Origin of the sequence: Peribacillus huizhouensis, assembly GCF_014138605.1 — a bacterium.
In the GTDB taxonomy this organism is placed as follows: Bacteria; Bacillota; Bacilli; order Bacillales; family DSM-1321; genus Peribacillus; species Peribacillus huizhouensis.
Genome location: NZ_JACJHX010000033.1, coordinates 1 through 19,257 on the forward strand (window position 1 = coordinate 1; position 19,257 = coordinate 19,257).

Below are 19,257 nucleotides of genomic sequence, written 5' to 3' on the forward strand. Positions count from 1 at the left end.
ATTAAATAACCTCAGCCCTACTGAATATAGAGCTAAGGCTGCCTAATAAGTGAACCTTTTTATTAATTGTCTACTTGACGGGGATAAGACCAAACCGAAGATCCTTTTGACTTTATGTTAACTAGATTTGTATAGAGTATTCATGTGATACTTTAAATCATTATTCAACTAAAGGGCCATTTAATGGAGGAAGAATCTTAAGAAAATTATGTTTGTGAACAATTGTACTTAAGCTATAGGTGCAGTTTAGCAAAACAAGGAGGACATTATTTAAGTGGAAGACTACAAGATTAAGGTTCAGCAAGCGATAAATGAACGACAGTTAAGTTCCGTAATGAATAATACGAAATGGAGAGGATTACAATCGGCTGTTATGGAGGAATTCCCAATAACCCCTTCTTTTCAGGTAAAGTTTTTAGTTGATGATTACGCTAATCCTGAAGATTTTGGAGAAGAAAATTGGTATTCGGGAGATTGGGAAGAAGGGCTTGAACCTTTTTTTGCCGTAGAATGGATTAGAGTAAATCTGAAATTTACGAGTTCTAAGGGACGGCTGTTGGAACCTGAAGTAACAGATTACACAGACGAATTCATTCAATTGCTCAATAAACTTAAAATTCCTTTTGTTAATGAAGACAGTATAATCCGAATATATGGTTACATAAGGAGTACAGATATTTTTAGTTAGACAAAATGTATTTCTTTGTGAAATCGTGTATCTAAACAAACTGGTGCTTTAATTTAACAAGCAGGTAAAAGGATCTTCGGTTGAAGATCCTTTTTTAATACCGATAAGGGTGATTATGTAAACTTTTCTGGAAATAAAATAAGAGAGTTTTTTAATCTAGCTTATTAAGAAAATGGGTGTTGAAGAAGAAGCCCTCTTCTTCAACTAAAGGCAGGATTGTTGAACAAGGAAATGATAAAGTGGAATTATATAGAAAAAATGGGGAGGTGTCCGATAAATGAAAAAAGGCAAAGGTTTTCTTATAGTATCGCTCATAGTGTTATTGATGGGTTGCTCATTAAATGGCCATACAGAAAAGACGGATTCAAATGCGGATACAAGTGATAAAGCTTCGAAGGAAGGGCTTTATGTTCTAAGTATAGGAGAACAAGGAATGATGGTGGTAAACGCTATCCCTAGCGATTTTAGTTCGAATGGTGGAGAAAAAGAATTTTTTGGTGCAGTTAGTTATCATTATCCGAAAGCTTCTGAGGAGCTAGAGGTCGGTCAAAGAGTGCTTGTTGAAACCGATGGCCCAATATTGGAATCCTATCCTGGTCAAGGAAAAGCAAAAAAAGTGACGGTTCTCCCAGAATATAAACCAGATAAAGCCGATTTATCAGAATCGCAAGTAGTTCGTAAAGCATTAAAAGAACTTGAGTCAGAATCTACATCAAATTGGATAGCTGCTATTAGAAATGTAACTTATGATAAGGAAAAGGATACTTGGATAGTAGATATTAAACAAGATGAAAGTATGTACGAATTTGATATAGATGATAAATAATCATGAGGCAAGAAGTTTGTTCGGAGAGAGAGGAGAAGACCACAAATTGTGGTCTTCTGAATGTACGAAAATAACGAAAATCATACATTCAGAAAAACTCCTTATTTTAACTAAGGAAGGAGGAGACATTGGCTCCTCTCCTCCCGTTACCCAATATTTATCTTGATTTCGTTTATATTTGGCGATTCTGTTTTTTGCTCTCTTGTTTTAGCAGCAAACACTAAAAACTGTTTTATATCCTGAACTTGAAAGAATTGGACGCCTGAATGACGCGGTAAATTATAGCGGGTGTCGGTAATCAGGATAATCTTAGGGAAAACCTTTTTGTCAGCCGGCTGCCACGATTCTTGCTTCCATTCATTACTCATATAATACGTGACATAGCGAATAAACTTTTCATTCATAACCTTTTCGGAATATACTGAGCGTTGAATTTCCACGAAGAATGGCGCACGTTTCCAGATCATAAAAGCATCTGGTTCCATATAACCTTTTCCGTATTTAGGTTCGACTATGAATTGTGAGGATGGCTCAAATTTCAGCAGTGACTTATAAAATTCAACGATTTTAAGGAAGTGTGGAATCTTTGCAGAGTCTTTTTTTATGGAAGTTGGAGAAGGAAAGTAAATGTATGGATGCTGCGATGTATTCACTTCAACGTAACCGTCTCTTCGCAACCTCTTCAGAACCGTATTGCAGCATGTTATGGGGTTCCGAAGACCTTCGAAATGCAGAGTGATAATGTCGTCCCTTGTCATGCAGCGAAAACGCGTCAGGTCAGCTAAAATGTTCAAATCTCGTTTTCTCATTAGTCCAACACCTCGAATATAGAATCAATAATTTGTGAATCATTGTCAGAAGACTTAGAAGGCTCCTTAAAAGGCTTTTTAGTAAAAGGTGACTTATGACTCTCTAAAATACTTTTTGCCTCGTCTAAGCCTAAATATGGAGCCTGTATCTCTTTTAATCCGTCTTGACCTTGCAACTTTAGCAACATCCTTCCGTTTTCCTTCAATTTTTCACTTCCCGGTGTACCGATAATTCTTGCGTTAATCAGGTCAGCACACTTAAACCCCATTCGAACGGTTAAATTGTTCTTTAAAGCACCCTCTAAGAGTTTTGCATCTGGTCTTTGCATGGAAAGGATTAAGAAGATGCCTAAAGCCCTGCCGATAGCGCTTATGTCCTCTACGATAGCCATGATTACTTTCTCTTTTCGTAACAAAGCAACTTCATCAATACAAAGAACAATATAAGGTGGAGGGTCTGGCAAATCATCGATATGCGATAACTCGTGAGCGTCTAACAAATCGCCACGTTTTTTTAATTCCTCGCTGAGGTACGCAAGCATTGCTGTCATATCGACAGGACTTACAAGAACGGATTGAACATGTTTCACCCTGCGGAATATATGAAATTCAGAACGCTTTAGATCACATAAGTACAGCTGCAGGCGGTCCGGATTTTTAAATTGGATTAACGAGCTCAAAATTGAGCGCAGTTGAGTGGATTTACCTGATCCTGTTTCGCCTGCTATAAGCAAATGAGGGTGTTCCACCATGTCATATAGCACGTTAGCGCCGTTCATATCAGTGCCACAGACGATAGGTAAACGCATCTTATTCGCTTGTTCTCGGAACAAATCAGCGTCATAACGGATAAGGTTTGAATCGTTACCTACGTACACCTTGAGCGTAAAAACCTTGGTGTCTCCTTTAATCTCAATCTTTTCTCCGAATACTTGCATGAAACAATATTCCTTCTTCTTAATTTCCTTTGGATCCATGCCAGTAGGAATTGAAAATATATATGTCAGCGACTTTTCCTTCCGACTGATATTCACGGAAAGAATCTTTGGATAAACAAGACCAGAGTTGGACCCGTAAGAATACCGGTTACCTATTTCCCCATTCCTAAATGCTTTCACAAGCTCTGCTTTTGCTCTATGTTTCGCTAACCACATTTTCATATGCTCACCTCAAATGATTTAATTTAAGACGCTGGTTCAGGGTGAACTTCTGTTTTTCACTCTTGTACATCGTGGACCAGACCTACCAGAACAGGAATTTTAAATCATTGACCAGGTACCATAACGCTGCCATGCCAGCTGCGGGAAAAGCGATGCGAAGGAAAGCAGAGATAAGGGCTGCTATTGAAACATTACCTGTATCAGCTAACCCTTTTTCTATTAACGCAATCAGGAGAACAGCAGCACCGATACCGATGAAAACTGGGTCAATCAATGCTGCAGGATGTAATGGGATGAGTGAATAAAGGACAGGTGAATTTTTACCAGTCGTGACGTTCTTTGCCCAATCTTTATTCATGAATGCTTTAAAATCTATAGTTTCAATCCGATTCGCAACAAAAGGTACATTAAGTAAAAATGGCATGTTCAAAACCCCTTTTTAAAGGTGCACAGGATTACGAAATAAGTCACACCTTGATTTTTAACCATTTGGGAATTAGTTACATAAATCTTGTGAACCTTGGTATATAAACGTTTTATGGAGTGAAAATGGATACCTAAGAGGATACTTAAGAGGATACTTAACGGGATACTCAGTATCCTCTTAAGTATCCCGTTAAGTATCCTTTTTTCTTCCTTTGAGTGAACTTGCGTGATGCATCAAAAAGGTTAGGTAAAAGTAGGGTGATAGTTAGGTGAATTTTTATTTTCCTCCTCTTGCACTCTCCCCCCCATTCGCTTTTCGGCTCATTCTAAACACTTTTGAATTTCCTTTTATATCAATCCGGATTGGTTCATTACTTTGGTAAGGGTAGCAAGGTAGATACTTTGGTAATTACTTTGGCCAGAAGTTGCTAACTACCAAATCACCTGCCTTGATAAGAGCCTATGTTGCACTGCTTGTCCATGTTGCAAACTTTTTTTTGCATCACGAGAATATTTTTTTGCATTTTGGTCAAGGATGGTTTTCAAGAAGGTCTAACCAGGAGGTTAAAATCATGTGGGGATTAGGTAAGCCACAATCAAAAGTAGGGAAATTTATAGCGAAACACGGATATTCCATACAAGAACTATCAAAGGTTTCAAAGGTTAATCGGAATACAGTAGGGAAGATTTGTTCAGACTCCACTTATCTACCTACAGCAAACACAATTAAGAAGATTATGGAGGCGATCCGGCAGCTGGATCCTAACGCTAAAACAGAAGATTTTTTTGATATATAGATGTCTAAAAAAGGCCATCTAACTCCATTTAAAATGTGAAATGCAGTAAAAAAGGACATTTTACCTTAGGGGTTGTTGGGCTTTTCCCCCCCCCCCTAAAATTCAGTCGTATCGTATTAGCAGAATAACGCAGTCAGATGAAAATAAACCGTCTATGAAGAACGCCTCAAAGATTATTAAAGCATTGAAAAAAGCGGGATATAAGGTGGATTATGACGACTTCTGGAGTATGTAAATAATACGAGGCAGAAACCATAATGGATCATTTACTCTGCTTTCACTTCCTAAGGCATAACACATTGTAGTACGTAAAATAGATTGATAAGTCTCTACTTTTCTCCCCTATGAATGCTGATAAAATAGCGTTTTGGGGATGGTGTTTTGTAGGGGAATGAAGATTACGTAAAGGTAACTTCTAAGTCAATAATAAATAAAAATTTATTCTAAATGTTTATTTTAAAATAAATCTCGCTAGAATATATAATATAAACAAGGCAATAGTAAAGTAGCAGAATCAACTAACTCCCCCAAGAATTCTTATACTTCAAGGGAGAGTTTCCTAAGTGACCATTATGCTTACTTTTAATAATTACATATAAACAGTTAATAAGTTTAAATTTATTATATTTCTAATCCCATTTCAGTTTTTAAATAACTTTCAAAATGGTCATTCTTATAGTTTCGTATAAACTCGTTTTTCTTTTCTAAATCTACTTCTTTCCTAAAGAATCCAACCTTTTTCAGGCGTTCTGTTTCAGGAAGTTCTGACCAGATTTTTTCTGCATCTTCTTCGAGTTTCCGTTCGATTTTTTTTTGTAGCATTAACTCTTCAAATCTTTTTGTTCTTTGTTCCTCTGGGGATGGTTGTTTCGGTAAAGTAGTTAGTAATTGATTATATTGATTTTTTAGTTCTTCCATTTGCGTCGCAGCAAGTTCTGCAAATGTTTTTTTGACTTCCTCAGTAATTTTGTTCTTTAGGGCCTCTATGTTGTCTACATATGGTGCTGGTTTTTCTTCTTTGGTAGGAAATGGTCTTAAACTCGTAAAGTTGGTCAGCTCTCTAGAAATAGCTCCGAGGGCCCACTTTTCTTCTCTTTTTTGCTTTATAAAAATGGCAATCTTCAAATCTAATTCATCATAAATTTTTTCATTTGTTTCTACAGTACGGTTGATATAATGGATTCGATCATTTTCTAGCCGTTTAAACCAGCCATCAACTGTATTAATATGTATGTTTGGGATATCTAGATTTTTTCTTAATTCTTCTACAAAATCACTAATTTTCCAATGCTTCGGAGCATTCATTTTTTTTACCTCCTTTTTAAATTTTATTTGCGTAGAGTTTCTATTGGATGACATTCAAAAAGTTATGACGCCATTTGTTTTACTGATATTTTTAGACCTATATTTAGTCTATAAGTAGACCATAGACCACTTGTGGCACACAATAACACTAAACATTATAATAGATAGTTAAAATAAAATAAAATATTGAAGGTTACTATTCATCATGTAATGAATGTATGGTCTATATGTATCCCTAATTAATAAGGTATTTGACTTGCTATTCATAATAACCTGCAACAAATTATGACTATTTTTGTCTATAGAAAACTTCCCTCTGTAAGTGGGGAAATCCTCTAATGAGTCAATAATGAGAATGGGTATATATTAGATTCTACATGTAGACCATTGTCTATGTGTGGTCTACATTTGTTGGGAGGATGTAAAGTATATGTAGCGTGTGGACTATATGTACACCTGATTAAAAAGGTATTTGATTTGCTATCAATAGTATCTTGTATCCAGTATGACTGACTAAATTGTTCATGAAAATCTTCCTATGTAAATACAGCTAAACCTTATTATCATCAGTGATGAAAGTGAGTATTTATAAGATTCTATTTGTAGACCATTGCCCACGAATGGTCTACATTTTCAAGGGATTTGTAAAGTATATGTAGCGTGTAGTCTATATGTAGAATTATACGATATTTGAACTGTATTTCATAATACTTTACATCAAATGATAACTACTGTTTTGGTTTAGCTGAAAATAGGATATGTATTTAAGGAGGTTAATCCTTGTCATCATCAGTAGTGAAAAAGTGAATTTATAAAACTCTACATGTAGACAACTAGCTACATGTGGAATACATTAGATTCTGTATATGTAGAGTATCGGTAGTGTGAGGTCTATATGTAGACTTGATTTATAAAATATTTGAGCTGTTAGTCATAATTTTTATATCAAATTATGACTATTTTTGTCTAATGAAAAACCCCCTATGAATAGAAGGGGGTTAATCGTCGTCATCGTCAAAATCCAAGAATGCCTTTTGAGCGAAATTTTGTATGGCTGCATTTGCTTTAAAGGCAGGGGGATATTCTGCCTCAATTTTTTCGGGTTGATGATTTAGATCAAATGGTGAATAAGGTTTTTTAACGACTTGATATAGGAGCTGGCTAATTAATGCTTTTGTATGCGGATGATTTAACCAATCTAATTCTTCAGATGTTAGCCCTTTAGGAAGGGGGACGTTCATTTGATTACCGTTTGAAATACTTAAAGCTTTTTGTGATACAGCATCAATAAAAATCGAAGCTATATTGCTACTAAATTTTCTACCAGCTTCTTTCTTGTTGTCTGTTAAGTATTTAAGTACATGTGAAGGGGTATCAGACGGTAATCGAAACGAAAGAGATTTTCCAGGCTCAAATTGTCCCATTTTTCAGTTCACGCTTTTGTTAACGTGGTATTTTGTGTTGTAATCCCTTTGGTGTTTGCATACATAAGTAGAATTTTGAAATAAGCACGAGCAATCATCCATACACTATCGTCTTCAGATACGAATCGAAGAGGGTAGTTTTTATCATCTTGATTTAGTTTAGTAAGGTAAGGCTTCAAGACTAGGGAGCCACCGCCTGTTTGATAAGCAAGTCTAATATCTGGTACATTACGCCACATATCTTTGATTAACTTATATTCTTCTTTTGCTAAAACAGATAATTCTTCATCAATGATATCTTTAATAGAAACTCGAGTTCCATTGACCCAAATATGATATTGTTCTTCGGGTTGCTCGTTTGTGATGATTTCAACTAGAGTCCGTCTGCTTTTAATAGAGTATTTATATTTAGAATATACCTTCCGAATTATAGTATCTAAATACGTGGATACACCTCTTTTTATCCCGTTGCTATATTCATTGTCTACTTCAGCTTCATCCGTAATAATCGCAGAGTCCGTTGAAAGACCGCCTATATCGTTGATTAGTATCGTTTTTCCTAAAAGCTCTTCGTTTTTAGTGGAACCATCATTATTTGTCGTTAAATCTACAAATGCGGCAAATCCTTCTGTATTTACAAGTACTTGTTCAAACTTTATCCGCACAATTTTTCCTTCTAGTGAAGGTGTTTTTAAAAATTTTACTTCATGCTGCGAGTTTTTTAGCTTTTTTCTGAAATCTTTTGCTTTGCCTTGTTTAGTTTCATCTAAGGGCAATCCCGTAGATAAATAATAAGTTGCTTCTATTACACCATCTTCTTCTGGAAATTGCTCTATCGCATCATAAGCAAGGGTTGTTAATAACATAATAACTGGTTGATCACTGTCGGCTTTATCCTGGTCGGGAGTCAATTCGTCATTATTCGGGTATTTAGAAGCCAGTTTTCCGACTGCAAAACTACCATTTTTATTTTTTAAAGCAGAGGATGTAATTTCTACGTGTAAGGCATGTAACGAATTTTTTTCCATTTCAACAATTTCTCGATTTTGCACATTTGCTATTACGTTGGGTATGTATATCCGGTTAGTAAGATCTCCTAAAAAGCCCTTAACAGCATCATTTCCAATATCAATTGATACGAATCTAGCCATAGTTTAGTAGATTCCTCCTTAGTTTCATTTATTTTCATATTAAATCTAACTCTATTGTATGCTTTTTGTATGCAATTTTCAAGTTTGAATGCAAAATGTATGCAAAGGGAATTTTATGACAATAAGGGTGTTTAAAAAAGCTAGTTATGATATTCAATTAAAGGGCCATATAATTGAAAAAAACCTTTAAGGAAAACTGGATATTTATGTTGAAATATTGTTAAGTTTGTGAAGAAATATACTTAAGCTAACTGTCAGGATAGTTGAAGAAGGATATTGTAAACATTGTAAAATAATGCGAACTTTATAATAGTGTGCAGCATACAATATAATTAAATCAGGAGTTGATCATATGTCTAATGCAAATGAACATTTAGATAAAATATTGCTGGAATTGAGACGAGGTACAATTTCAATTGGTGTACTAAGCCAACTTTATGAACCACAATATGGATATTCTCTTGTAACGATGCTTAGTGAAAAGGGGATACATGTTGAGCCTGGTACATTATATCCATTGCTAAGAAGGTTTGAAAAACAAGGGCTCTTGGTAAGTAAATGGGATACGAATGAAGCTAGACCGAGGAAATATTATTTACTGAGTGAAACGGGAAAAGAAGTTTTTGATTTACTTGTTGTTGAATGGAGAAGTATTGTAGCTAGCCTAAATCATTTAATTGAAAATAAAGGAGATGATGTGGATGGAGATGGTTGATCGGTATATTTATGCGGTTATCCAAAAGCTGCCACATACTCAGCGAAAGGATATCGCTAATGAGCTTCATGGGTTAATAGAAGATATGCTGGAGGAACGAGTTGGAAGGGAAAGTTTGAAAGCAAGTGATGTAGAGGAAGTATTATTGGAACTAGGTAGCCCAAGGAAGTTAGCCGATAAATATAGGGGTGCAAAGAAATATTTAATTGGCCCAGAACTTTTTGATACCTATATTTTAATATTGAAGATTGTTCTAATTGTTGTAGGTGCCTCTATCGGTGTCGGCTTTTTAATCCAGACTATACTAAATCCTGTTTCTATTCTGGATCATTTTATTGAAATGATTGTTTCGTTGGTTACTGGACTTCCGATAGCTTTCGGTTGGACGACATATAGTTTTGCAATGGGTGAGTTGGTCGGTATCAAGCAAAGGGATTTGCAGAAGCAGGAGTGGAAGCCATCCGATTTACCTCCAATTCCGGATGAAAAAAGACAAATCAAACGTGGGGAATCAATAGTCGGGATTGTTATTTACGCTATTATCATTGTATTTTTAGCCTTTTCAAGTGAATATTTTGGAATTTGGGTATTCCATGACGAATTTAGTGGCATAGTTCCATTTTTGAAATCCTGAATTTATGAGCGAATTGGTAGAAGCTGGTGTAATTACAGTTGGTTCTGAAGCGTTTGATATCGTAACTAAGGTGTGGAATCAGTTAACATTTTGGATTCTCATTCTGCTTATTTTTGGTTTAGTGTGGGACGCTGTGGACGGATTTATTAGAGCACGAAAAAAATAGTATTTTCAATGACGCATGGTTGAATATGATTATTTTCAATCATGCGTTTATTAATGAATAATTATCATTAGCATCCATCGATTATGAAAAAGTAAACATTTATAATAAGATTTCATTAAACTATGTGAATAAATGCACTTAAACTATCTGGTGCTATAGCATGATAAGGGGTTGCTGTGGCTGCCTTTTTCTTATTGAACAAACAGGCAGGTAACTAGAATAAAGGTTAGTTTAAAATGTATTGGGCTATAATTTTAGGATGGGTGAATGGAAATGAACCAAAGGTTTTCTCTTTCATTACTAATGTTCAGTCTCATAATTTTAGGAACAAGTAATATAACTGCATCCGCCAACTCAAAAGGAGAAAGAAAGTCTCCTATAAGCGTTTGTATAACCGGGTCTTAAAATGAGAACGGATCCTGCTTACATGGGATTTTAACATCAAATAATTTCATTGTTAATATACAAAAAACTTTTGTTGCGACAATAAAGGGGATATAAACAAACGGCAACACTCTAACCTATTTCACAAGGAAGAGTGATGCCGTTGTTTTTCTTTTAACCAATTAAGCATTTTTTCATCGTTCTTATTGTTTTGGCGTTTATTTTCTCCTCTTAGGTACCGCGAAAGAGTAGAGTGGGAAAAACCAATTTCTTCTGCTGTCTGTCGGATACTCATGTTTTGGGAGTCCATCATGGTTTTCATTGTTTCTGGAGAGAGCTTTATTTCCTGTTCTGGTCCCAAATGAAACGCTTGCTGCTCCGGTTCCATTTGTCTAACTTTACTAATTTTACTTGATTGTGCGAAGGATGGATCTTCAATGGATTCTAATTCAAGTGTTGGAGCTAACTCATTTAATGAAAAGTTTTGTGAGAAAATAAGATCTTCTGTAATTGAGCTCTCGTGACTTATCTGATTCATTCGTTCAATAATTTCTTCATTCACCAAACGATTTGAATCAATCAGTAACTTTTTCTGGTTTTCATTAACTACAGTGTCTGTGGGCAGAATAAGTACACTCAGTTTAGTCCAATAGCTTTGGAACCAACCCTTTTTCCCAACTTGTTCCTCGTCGATCTCTTCTGTATAGTTCCAGCTGCTGATCACGCTGTCTTTCTGCAATTCATCCAATACGTTTTCAAACTTATCTCTCTTTTGCACTCCGTTATATCGATTGGATATGTCCATTATTTTCAACAAGGTAGATACTTTAAAGGGTTGCTGCAAGGTTCTTCTAATGGTCCTGATTTTCCACTGGATATTTAAATAACGGGTCAACCGTTTGTGTTCGCGTTGTGTGTAATGGCTATATTGAAAAACCTTTAAATCTAATAAACCAAGGGTTCGATTCGGTCCATCCAAGTAGGGTGTAAGAACAGAAGATGGTTTTACTTGTACGGCATAAATACCTTTGGGTTCTCCTGTTTTTTTATCATAGGCAACACGGATTTTTCCAACTTCGAACATTCTTTGGAAATCTTTGAATTCATAAAGTTCATTGTCTTGGATATCTTGGGCGTTAAACACCTTTACCTGCTGATTGCCAAGGGAGACCCAGATGCTTGAAAGGGCAGCCACCCGTTTCATGATATTGAAGCGATCTTCCTCACGAAAATCCAGTTCTCTGCCTTGTGCTGTGCGTTTCTTTAGATTCCTAAGCTGTAAGGCATCGTTACTATGAAACTCTATATATCCGTCAATGGACTTAGGAGACACCATCCATAAGTATGTAATTAAATCAAAGAGGTCAGCCGTCATTTCATCCAATGAGTTTATAGTAGATTCGATAAGTTCAAACCACATTTCCTGCTGATCTGAGGCAAGCTCAGTCACATGGGACTGAGGGGGCCTGATTTCTGCTAATCCTCTGACCTTTCCACGATTGTCGATAATCTCGGTTGCCAAGAGACCAGTCTCTCCTTTTTTAAAGTCCTTTTTCTTTGTCACAATGTCTCTCATTAAATGATAATCCATATCCATACTGGAATATATATATTCACGGCTCAAAGCTTCACTTATTTTCTCTTCATTCGTGCTTCGTTTTATCTCATCCATAGGGAATTCGTTTATAAAATGTCCTGCTAATATGACCTTCATTGTATCCTGATAGTTTTCTACAGCCTTTTTTAACATTTCTTTTGTTATAAGTTTTTCGAAGTATAATGTTTGAGTGAACAATGAAAATAAGGCCCGGAAGCTTGGACTCATTGTATAGTCTGGCATCTGATTTTTGACCTCTTCCTCCGTCATATGATAGGCTTCCTGTTTCCATTTAGCCAGAATATATGGACGATCTTCAAACAAAATCTTGGTTTCTTCGAAAATAGCAATTTTCAGAAACTCATAGTTCAAGATCATATGATCATGTATGTCCTGATATATCAAAAATAATCCACCCTCTCTATTTGAAGGAAATCCATTGGCTGGAAAGATTAATACCTCTTCTTTTATCTGAAATGCACCACTTTCTTATTATTATAGCAAGAGTGGAACAGTTTTCGAAGAGATAATGCACCATTTACTACACAGGTTCCGAAAAAAGTGGTCCATTTGCTATACAGGTTTCGAAATAATGGTGCATATGCACCATTAACCAAACTTGTCTTACGAAGCCGACATACGTAAATATTATCCTCGTTAAAATAATCATTATATGTTCAAGTTCTCTAAATAAAAGATTCAATAACTTCAAAATGTTTTAGAGGAAACGCACCATTATTATAAAGTGAGCGGAACCTGTGTACTATTTATAGATATTATGCACCACCCCTTTGTTTGTCTTTTGAACTATTTGTAAATATAGTTCAAAGATTTTGGCGAGCACCAACTTGAAATTTTTTTAGGTAAATCTAATAAAGCGAAATATGTTTACGAAAATGCTCCACTAATCTCAAAATGAGCGGAACTTGTATACTATTTTGTTTTGAAAATGCACCAAAATTATATTTTTAGTGTACATGTGAGCGGAACCTGTGTAGGAAGAAAAACGTTGATTTATATAGCCATTAGCACCAGTTCATTTCTATCACATAAAAAAAATGTACTCAATTTTAGCACCATTATTTAATAAGTGAGCGGAACTTGTATACCAAAAATGCACCACATGCCCTTAAAGATGAGCGGAACCTGTTTGGTATTTTTTTAAAATGTAAGCCAATGAACCTTATCATGGCAAGCTTATGTAGGATTCTGTTCAATATGCAATGTGTGCAATAATGGTACACTTTCGGCTTTTTTGGTGCAAAAAGTGAGCGGAACTTGCATAATAAAAAAAAAATAAAAAAATTTCAATCCCTTGGGGCTCTAAGCTCCAAGGGACTTTTTATTTTTGGTGCATTTCTCTTAGAGAGCACCATTTTTCAAAAGCCGAGTTTGATATACTTCATTCAGCAAAATGTTCCATGTAAGAAGTGGAAATCGGCGCAATTTATTGTAACTTTATAGGTTTGTAATTTCAGTAATAGGAAGAAGGTGTGAATCATGGGAACTCCAATAGCAGCTAATTACCAAAGAGGTCTCCTTTCAATCGTCGAAATCATGCAATTCATGACCCATAATGGCTTGCGTCTATATAAAAAAAAGGGCTCAAGTCAGTCCATAAATAGAGTTGCTGAATACGAGAATACAATGAACGAAAACCCTTATCGTAAAGGTGTGGTATTTGTATCGCCGTGTAAGGCTGACCTTGTAGAGGGAAAAGGCTATATCGTGACTTCTTACGAAGCACTTCAGGAAAAGTATCGAGCTCTGACTCACTGGACGCCTAATACTTATCGAGGTGGTACATACTATGACTTCAAAAGGCGTATCATCAAGGGGCATGAACGTGAGAATCTAAAACAAATCAATGTAATTAGCCTTGATATCGATACAAAGGAAGTGGATCTGTATGCCCTTTATCTTGGATGTGAGGAATTGGGCTTGCCTCGTCCTAATCTTCTGCTGGAAACCCCAAGAGGATTCCAGGTCTTTTTTGTGCTGGAAACCCCTTTTCATATACACAAAAAACAAGATTACAAAGCTTTAAGAGTTGCCGAGCGTCTGTCGGAAAATATGCGAAAAGCACTTAAACGCTTTGTGCCGGTTGATACCGGATGTGTCCCTTTCGGCTTTTACCGCATCCCAAGTGAAGACAATGTACTGGATTTCTATGACCAGCCTGCCAATACAAACCAACTGCTAACCTGGTCTAAACAGTATGAAGAGCAGGAAAATAGAAACTTTCTTCGAGTAGTTTATAACAAGAACGCTTCAGCGATCGACCAAACGTCTTCAGACTGGTATCGGGCGCTTATTCGAGCTACACACATCCATAAAGGACATTTTGGCTCCAGCCGCAATAATGCGCTCATGACGCTTGCACTTGCCAATTACGCGAGTGAGCGGCCACTGGAAGAAGCTTATGATGAACTTGATCAATTTAACAGCAACTTGAATCAACCACTAAAAAAAGGAGAATTTGAACGAATTATCAGGAGTGCGTATTCCGGCAAATATAAGGGAGTAAAGCGTTCCTACGTGGAAGACTTACTGGAACTATGGACAGATGGACAAGCTCAATTTAAGGGAAGGGAAGGGTGGTATAAATTCAAAAAGCCGCGTGAAGAGCGGGTGCGTTCCCATTACAAGGAGTGGGAAGAAGACATCATCGCCTATTTAAATACACATACAAGCCCTGAAACGCCATTTTTGGAGGCTTCTTTGAGTAGTCTTGCTAAAACCTTTGGTATGTCTGTATCAACGCTTAAGGAAGTTTGTAAGAAATCTAGTAAACTTAAAAAATTTACGATTGGTCGTGGCCGGGGGGCTAGAACAAAACTTGGCAGCCGTTCAATGCTTTTTAGGAACTTATTGATGTTACGTAAGAATCACATTCTACAAGCCCAGCTTTCGTTTGCCGAACTTCTTCCCGAACCGAATCAGTTTGTTCCCCTCCAATTCCCTACATTGGAAACCGAATTGCTAACTCACGAAGTGAATATTTTATACAGTTCTGGGGCTTCTCCACCTGTTAAAAGGACTTCTTAAAAATAATGAGCCAGTCTGCCTTTACATATCTATAGTATCCTTTTGGGTGTCTGCTAGAACATGCTTTCTCTTACTAGTTTTTCTTTTTATTGGGGAAGAACTTTTTGACTGGTATCTATTTGGGGTGTTATGAAGCTAGTATTTTATCAGCATGTTATATCCGGTTTTATGGAGGATGTGCACCAAAATATTTAGTATTTTATGCATGATTTTAAACATGTTTAAGGCTTAGTTAGTGGGAGGAGTTTTTAAAGTGATAATAGGATTTCTTTGGCTGCTTATATAAATTATTAGAAAGAATGATGAGAATAATTGGATAAGCAATAGGAGATGCAAAAGTAATTATTCTAGCGAGGAAGCAAGGATTCTTAAATCTGATTATGGATATTAATAGGTGATTCATCAAAGTTTTATTTCCTAAAATATGGTAAATTTAAATCATTTTCTTTTACAAGTATTGCCAAACAAATGTACGTCTAATAAGCTTAAAATAATTTTTGCCCAGTTGAGGGATAATGTTGAATTAACTGCTGGAACATTTACGACAGGAATGTATCCACTTAAAATGTTCACAATGCTTGCAGCAGCACTAGCCATATATCATTGTGCAAGACCAGAAAAGAAAAAAATGGTTGGGGGAATTATGCTTCAGGTGCTATTACTTCCCTATTCTGTGGAATTACAGAACCACTTGAATTTAGCTTTTTATTTTTAGCTCTAGTTCTTTATTTCATTCATGCTATTTTTGCAGGTCTGGGCTTTCTAATCATGTATCTTTTAGACATTCATATTGGCTTGTCTTTCTCAGGGGGGGTTATTGATTTTATCCTATTTGGTGTTATCCCGAACTGAACTGATTGGTGGCTCGTTATGGTAGTTGGTTTAGTTATAGCTGCAGTTTATTACTTTGTCTTCCGATTTGCCATTACAAAATGGAACTTAGCAACTCGAGGAAGAGAAAAAGAAGAAGAAAACAAAACTGAAAATGCGGAATTAATCGCTACAGCCGGATCTCTTTCCGAAAAAGTTCTTATTACATTTGGGGGAAAGGATAACATTACTGAACTAAATGCCTGTATGTCGCGATTAAGAATTACTGTTAAAGATAAGAAGATCGTCGACAAAGTAGGAAGTAGTCATTAAATCACTTGGTGCTGCAGGAGTTTTCGAGAAGGGGAATCATATCCAAGCTGTATTCGGCATGAGAGCAGATACAATTAAAGAAGAAATGAAAGTTTTAATGAAAAATGGTACGGTTATTAATCCTACAAAGTCGAATGTTGAAAAGGAAGATTCTATAGAAGAAACAGCTACTTCTCGGAGATCTTTCGAGCAATTTGCTTCACCATGTGCTGGTACGTTAATGAGCGTAGAGGATATTCCTGATGAGTTTTTTTCTAGTAAAATGATGGGAGAAGCATTGCGATAGAGATTGAAGAAAACCTAATTGTTGCTCCATCTGATGGGGAAGTCATGAGTATATTCCCAACTAAACACGCCATTGCATTATAAGACAAGAACAATTGTGAAGTTTTGATTCACATTGGACTTGAAACTGTCACGTTAAAAGGTGAGCCATTTAACGTAATGGTCGAAGAAGGACAGCGTTTTAGAAAAGGAGATAAATTGGTTACGGTAAATCGTAGTTTAATAGAGGAGAAAGGATTGTCACTTGTTACACCTATTATTTTTATGAACTTAGACAAAGAACAATATGAAATAGTTGTTGATAAAGTGGGAAAAGTCGTTAGTGGCGAAGAAGATATGATTCATGTTGAGAATATAGTAAATAAACATTATGCATAGCTGAAAAATAGAAATGAGCATTTTTTAAAATCAATAGTGAAAATGCTTTCTACGAAACAAGGGAGCAAAGTACATGACCAGTGATTGTCAAACCAATCTCTGGTCATGTACATATATGAATGAAATGAAAAAGTACAAAGTTGTACAGTAAATTGGAGAAAACATACCTAAAGATTGAACTTGCAAATCACTCTAATCGATCTTTAGGTTAATTTTTTATTTTCTTTTTCTTTAATCTCAAAATGAGGGTTTGAAAGGATGTTATGTAAATATTTAAATTCAATTAACATAATCAAATATTACTGGCAATTAAAAATGTTAAGTATTTTAGACCTAACATTTTTATAGGAACTAAACATTTGAAGTAATCCCATATATTAACATCATGTATGTTACACTAATATTGGTGTGAACGGCGTGTCGGAACCTTAAAAAACTAAATTAGGAGGGGAGAAAATGAAGAAAAAAACTTTATTGACTTTAATATTTTCACTTCTTTTTGTTACGGTGGTGTCCCCCGAAGTAATGGCAGCACAACCAGCAGAAGGTTTTGATCCGGCTGACGGAATGTATGTGAAAGCAGAAACCGAGCACTACTGGAAAGGTCGCTATTCTGACGGTCGGGTCTTCTCTGAGTACATTGCGAATGAATTGGCTGGTAATTATAATAAGTTGACAAATTATGCTGTTGGCGGAGCTTTTACTGGTGTCATGAAAGGTACTAAGGGCGAAAAAGATGAACGTTCCAACTGGTCCTCTTGGTTGAAAGGCTGGGGTGGCGTACAACAAACTGAAAGATTCCTCGCAGATATGAAAGGGCAAGTAGATCCCAAAGCTCTCTATATTATCAGCGTCGGAGGAAATGATGCTTATGCGGTCGAAGATTTAGGGGCTGAACGTGCGGCGAAACTTTCTAGTGACTTTGCACTTAAAATGGTCCAGAATCTTGTAGAAGGTGGCGCCAAATATATCTTGCTGCCGAACCGTTTTGTGGACAAGCGTACTGATTTGACAAGTTTTGATGACATGAGAAACCAACAGGTTGTCCAAAAGATTGAAGATTATCTTGCTTTGGATACCATTCCTGACGATGTAGAGGTTATCTACGGGCACAATCAGCAATTGCGTTCCAATATTGAGAAACAGGGTTTTGAAAAATTCGGATATAAAAGCATGGGCTTTTATTTGATTTCCGACTGGGCTCCAGCCTATGGTTACGCCTTAGCCTCTGAAGACAACAGTGATATCTTTCCTACTACCGATGCAGAAGACATCTATGGCGGTTATGGCATTTACTCAACCGACAGCAAATATTATGAGCCCGAAGCCGCTGGTTGGGAACCTGACGATTTCTACACTTATGACGAATACCATCTATCCAGCAGAAGTCACAAACACCTGGCTACTTACCTTTTAAACTCTGATATTACAACAAATGATGGTGTTTTCAAAAAGGTCTATAACGGTAAAGTTAGTAATTTTGCTAAAGCGATTGCCGATGATATCATTCCGTCGAAATACACTAGGGTCTACACCTTCGGCGACAGTAGTATTGATACCGGTCGGGGGTTAGAAGTTACCACCAAGCTGGTAAAAAAACGGGGTAAACCGAAAAAATAGTCATACATAGTAAAACCAGGTGACAATCTCTGGACCATCTCAAAAGGGAATTACTATGGGGAACAAACCAATACGCAAATTGCGCGAGAGATCCGGGCTATATATCAAGCCAATCGGGATCAGATTTAGAATCCAAACCTAATATATCCAAATCAAACCATCGAATGTCGTCTTACCAGAAGCAGGGAAATGGGCATTGTTAGTTTATATTGATGGCAAATTATTTGATATATTGGTTAACGAAATTAATGAATAAATAAGCATGCTTTATTATTCTTCTTTCGTTAAGGGGTGCTTTCCTTTAATAACGATCCTCAACAATCGGGCGCGATTGTTGAGCAACATAGATAGGAAATAATCAAACTTTCATATAAAAGAGTCAGTCATTTGAAAATATATACTTCCTCATCAATTACGTCACAGCTATGCTATACATATGATTAATAACGGTGCACCACTTGAAGTGATTCAGAGCTTACTTGGTCATAAGAAGAGTGTCCACAAAAATATATGCCCAGTTAAGTGGCAAATTGAGACACGATTTTTATAGTAAATATTTTTAAAAGGTATATAAATTAAACTATAATCGAAATCTAGGCGCGCATATAAAACATACTAAGCTTAGTAGTACAAACCAAGACAATGGTTTGTACTACTATTTTTTTATAGTAGAAGTGAAGAAAAGGTCGATCATGCCTTGG

18 protein-coding genes and 3 pseudogenes are annotated in these 19,257 nt (G+C 36.2%); 14 read left to right on the top strand and 7 right to left on the bottom strand.

Translation table 11 applies throughout. The features are described 5' to 3' along the window. Positions 1–274 precede the first annotated feature (274 nt). Entirely contained in the window at positions 275–688 is a 414-nt protein-coding gene (locus tag HNP81_RS22715; RefSeq protein ID WP_182504093.1) for a DUF6678 family protein, read from the top strand. A gap of 277 nt (positions 689–965) precedes the next feature. Next, positions 966–1,514 (top strand): DUF3221 domain-containing protein, encoded by a 549-nt coding sequence (locus HNP81_RS22720; RefSeq protein ID WP_182504094.1) that lies wholly within the window; start codon positions 966–968, stop codon positions 1,512–1,514. A 146-nt stretch (positions 1,515–1,660) separates the two neighbouring features. Here HNP81_RS22720 and HNP81_RS22725 read toward each other — a convergent pair whose 3' ends face one another. The 3 genes from HNP81_RS22725 to HNP81_RS22735 form a co-directional block, all read right to left on the bottom strand. Beyond that, positions 1,661–2,323, bottom strand: coding sequence for a replication-relaxation family protein (locus HNP81_RS22725; protein WP_182504095.1), 663 nt, complete (start codon positions 2,321–2,323; stop codon positions 1,661–1,663). Next, a complete protein-coding gene (locus tag HNP81_RS22730) occupies positions 2,323–3,483 on the bottom strand; it encodes an FtsK/SpoIIIE domain-containing protein (protein ID WP_182504096.1) in 1,161 nt (386 codons plus the stop codon). Before HNP81_RS22730 ends, HNP81_RS22725 begins: the two co-directional genes overlap by 1 nt. Before the next feature lie 82 nt (positions 3,484–3,565). Continuing rightward, positions 3,566–3,907: a hypothetical protein gene (locus HNP81_RS22735; protein WP_182504097.1), complete on the bottom strand. Its 342-nt coding sequence runs from the start codon at positions 3,905–3,907 to the stop codon at positions 3,566–3,568. 574 nt (positions 3,908–4,481) lie between these two features. On the opposite strand from HNP81_RS22735, the gene HNP81_RS22740 reads away from it, so the two are divergent. After that, the gene (locus HNP81_RS22740) at positions 4,482–4,706 is read left to right on the top strand and encodes a helix-turn-helix domain-containing protein (protein ID WP_182504098.1); all 225 of its coding nucleotides are present in this window, start codon (positions 4,482–4,484) and stop codon (positions 4,704–4,706) included. A 115-nt stretch (positions 4,707–4,821) separates the two neighbouring features. Then, a pseudogene (locus HNP81_RS24170) lies at positions 4,822–4,941 on the top strand (transcriptional regulator); the annotation flags it as partial. A gap of 386 nt (positions 4,942–5,327) precedes the next feature. Here the strand turns inward: HNP81_RS24170 and HNP81_RS22745 are convergent. From HNP81_RS22745 to HNP81_RS22755, 3 genes are all read right to left on the bottom strand, one after another. Continuing rightward, the gene (locus HNP81_RS22745) at positions 5,328–6,011 is read right to left on the bottom strand and encodes a MerR family transcriptional regulator (RefSeq protein ID WP_182504099.1); all 684 of its coding nucleotides are present in this window, start codon (positions 6,009–6,011) and stop codon (positions 5,328–5,330) included. Positions 6,012–7,009: 998 nt separating this feature from the next. Further along, complete coding sequence (locus tag HNP81_RS22750) at positions 7,010–7,435, bottom strand: hypothetical protein (protein WP_182504100.1); 426 nt, start codon at positions 7,433–7,435, stop codon at positions 7,010–7,012. Between the two features lie 8 nt (positions 7,436–7,443). Further along, positions 7,444–8,586: a ParM/StbA family protein gene (locus HNP81_RS22755; RefSeq protein WP_028394076.1), complete on the bottom strand. Its 1,143-nt coding sequence runs from the start codon at positions 8,584–8,586 to the stop codon at positions 7,444–7,446. Between the two features lie 352 nt (positions 8,587–8,938). On the opposite strand from HNP81_RS22755, the gene HNP81_RS22760 reads away from it, so the two are divergent. Genes HNP81_RS22760 through HNP81_RS24175 form a run of 3 tightly spaced genes read left to right on the top strand, consistent with a single transcriptional unit; the run spans position 8,939 to position 10,101 of the window. Beyond that, the gene (locus HNP81_RS22760; RefSeq protein ID WP_182504101.1) at positions 8,939–9,301 is read left to right on the top strand and encodes a PadR family transcriptional regulator; all 363 of its coding nucleotides are present in this window, start codon (positions 8,939–8,941) and stop codon (positions 9,299–9,301) included. Further along, entirely contained in the window at positions 9,288–9,935 is a 648-nt protein-coding gene (locus tag HNP81_RS22765) for an HAAS signaling domain-containing protein (RefSeq protein ID WP_246399554.1), read from the top strand. The genes HNP81_RS22760 and HNP81_RS22765 overlap by 14 nt, the downstream gene beginning before the upstream one ends. A gap of 4 nt (positions 9,936–9,939) precedes the next feature. After that, positions 9,940–10,101, top strand: coding sequence for a hypothetical protein (locus HNP81_RS24175; protein ID WP_246399557.1), 162 nt, complete (start codon positions 9,940–9,942; stop codon positions 10,099–10,101). 526 nt (positions 10,102–10,627) lie between these two features. Here HNP81_RS24175 and HNP81_RS22770 read toward each other — a convergent pair. Then, positions 10,628–12,487, bottom strand: a complete 1,860-nt coding sequence (locus HNP81_RS22770) for a helix-turn-helix domain-containing protein (RefSeq protein WP_182504102.1) — start codon at positions 12,485–12,487, stop codon at positions 10,628–10,630. A 1,095-nt stretch (positions 12,488–13,582) separates the two neighbouring features. Here HNP81_RS22770 and HNP81_RS22775 point away from each other — a divergent pair. From HNP81_RS22775 to HNP81_RS22815, 7 genes and pseudogenes are all read left to right on the top strand, one after another. Then, on the top strand, positions 13,583–15,130 hold the full coding sequence (locus HNP81_RS22775; RefSeq protein ID WP_182504103.1) for a primase C-terminal domain-containing protein: 1,548 nt from the start codon (positions 13,583–13,585) through the stop codon (positions 15,128–15,130). Between the two features lie 603 nt (positions 15,131–15,733). Beyond that, positions 15,734–15,982, top strand: coding sequence for a PTS transporter subunit EIIC (locus HNP81_RS22780; RefSeq protein WP_182504104.1), 249 nt, complete (start codon positions 15,734–15,736; stop codon positions 15,980–15,982). Positions 15,983–16,000: 18 nt separating this feature from the next. Beyond that, positions 16,001–16,273 (top strand): PTS transporter subunit EIIB, encoded by a 273-nt coding sequence (locus tag HNP81_RS22785; RefSeq protein WP_182504105.1) that lies wholly within the window; start codon positions 16,001–16,003, stop codon positions 16,271–16,273. Positions 16,274–16,331: 58 nt separating this feature from the next. Next, positions 16,332–16,559, top strand: a complete 228-nt coding sequence (locus HNP81_RS22790) for a hypothetical protein (RefSeq protein WP_182504106.1) — start codon at positions 16,332–16,334, stop codon at positions 16,557–16,559. Between the two features lie 17 nt (positions 16,560–16,576). Then, positions 16,577–16,936, top strand: a pseudogene (locus HNP81_RS22800) (PTS sugar transporter subunit IIA). Between the two features lie 456 nt (positions 16,937–17,392). Then, positions 17,393–18,556: an SGNH/GDSL hydrolase family protein gene (locus HNP81_RS22805; protein ID WP_182504108.1), complete on the top strand. Its 1,164-nt coding sequence runs from the start codon at positions 17,393–17,395 to the stop codon at positions 18,554–18,556. A gap of 391 nt (positions 18,557–18,947) precedes the next feature. Further along, positions 18,948–19,119 (top strand): annotated as a pseudogene (locus HNP81_RS22815) (tyrosine-type recombinase/integrase); the annotation flags it as partial. Positions 19,120–19,257: the final 138 nt, after the last annotated feature.

What these genes read in the sequence shown, in the direction of transcription:
- HNP81_RS22720 (WP_182504094.1), top strand. Translation starts at nt 966, where the DNA reads ATGAAAAAAGGCAAAGGTTTTCTTATAGTATCGCTCATAGTGTTATTG.
- HNP81_RS22725 (WP_182504095.1), bottom strand. Translation starts at nt 2,323, where the DNA reads ATGAGAAAACGAGATTTGAACATTTTAGCTGACCTGACGCGTTTTCGC.
- HNP81_RS22730 (WP_182504096.1), bottom strand. Translation starts at nt 3,483, where the DNA reads ATGAAAATGTGGTTAGCGAAACATAGAGCAAAAGCAGAGCTTGTGAAA.
- HNP81_RS22735 (WP_182504097.1), bottom strand. Translation starts at nt 3,907, where the DNA reads ATGCCATTTTTACTTAATGTACCTTTTGTTGCGAATCGGATTGAAACT.
- HNP81_RS22740 (WP_182504098.1), top strand. Translation starts at nt 4,482, where the DNA reads ATGTGGGGATTAGGTAAGCCACAATCAAAAGTAGGGAAATTTATAGCG.
- HNP81_RS22745 (WP_182504099.1), bottom strand. Translation starts at nt 6,011, where the DNA reads ATGAATGCTCCGAAGCATTGGAAAATTAGTGATTTTGTAGAAGAATTA.
- HNP81_RS22750 (WP_182504100.1), bottom strand. Translation starts at nt 7,435, where the DNA reads ATGGGACAATTTGAGCCTGGAAAATCTCTTTCGTTTCGATTACCGTCT.
- HNP81_RS22755 (WP_028394076.1), bottom strand. Translation starts at nt 8,586, where the DNA reads ATGGCTAGATTCGTATCAATTGATATTGGAAATGATGCTGTTAAGGGC.
- HNP81_RS22760 (WP_182504101.1), top strand. Translation starts at nt 8,939, where the DNA reads ATGTCTAATGCAAATGAACATTTAGATAAAATATTGCTGGAATTGAGA.
- HNP81_RS22765 (WP_246399554.1), top strand. Translation starts at nt 9,288, where the DNA reads ATGGAGATGGTTGATCGGTATATTTATGCGGTTATCCAAAAGCTGCCA.
- HNP81_RS24175 (WP_246399557.1), top strand. Translation starts at nt 9,940, where the DNA reads ATGAGCGAATTGGTAGAAGCTGGTGTAATTACAGTTGGTTCTGAAGCG.
- HNP81_RS22775 (WP_182504103.1), top strand. Translation starts at nt 13,583, where the DNA reads ATGGGAACTCCAATAGCAGCTAATTACCAAAGAGGTCTCCTTTCAATC.
- HNP81_RS22785 (WP_182504105.1), top strand. Translation starts at nt 16,001, where the DNA reads ATGGTAGTTGGTTTAGTTATAGCTGCAGTTTATTACTTTGTCTTCCGA.
- HNP81_RS22790 (WP_182504106.1), top strand. Translation starts at nt 16,332, where the DNA reads ATGAGAGCAGATACAATTAAAGAAGAAATGAAAGTTTTAATGAAAAAT.
- HNP81_RS22805 (WP_182504108.1), top strand. Translation starts at nt 17,393, where the DNA reads ATGAAGAAAAAAACTTTATTGACTTTAATATTTTCACTTCTTTTTGTT.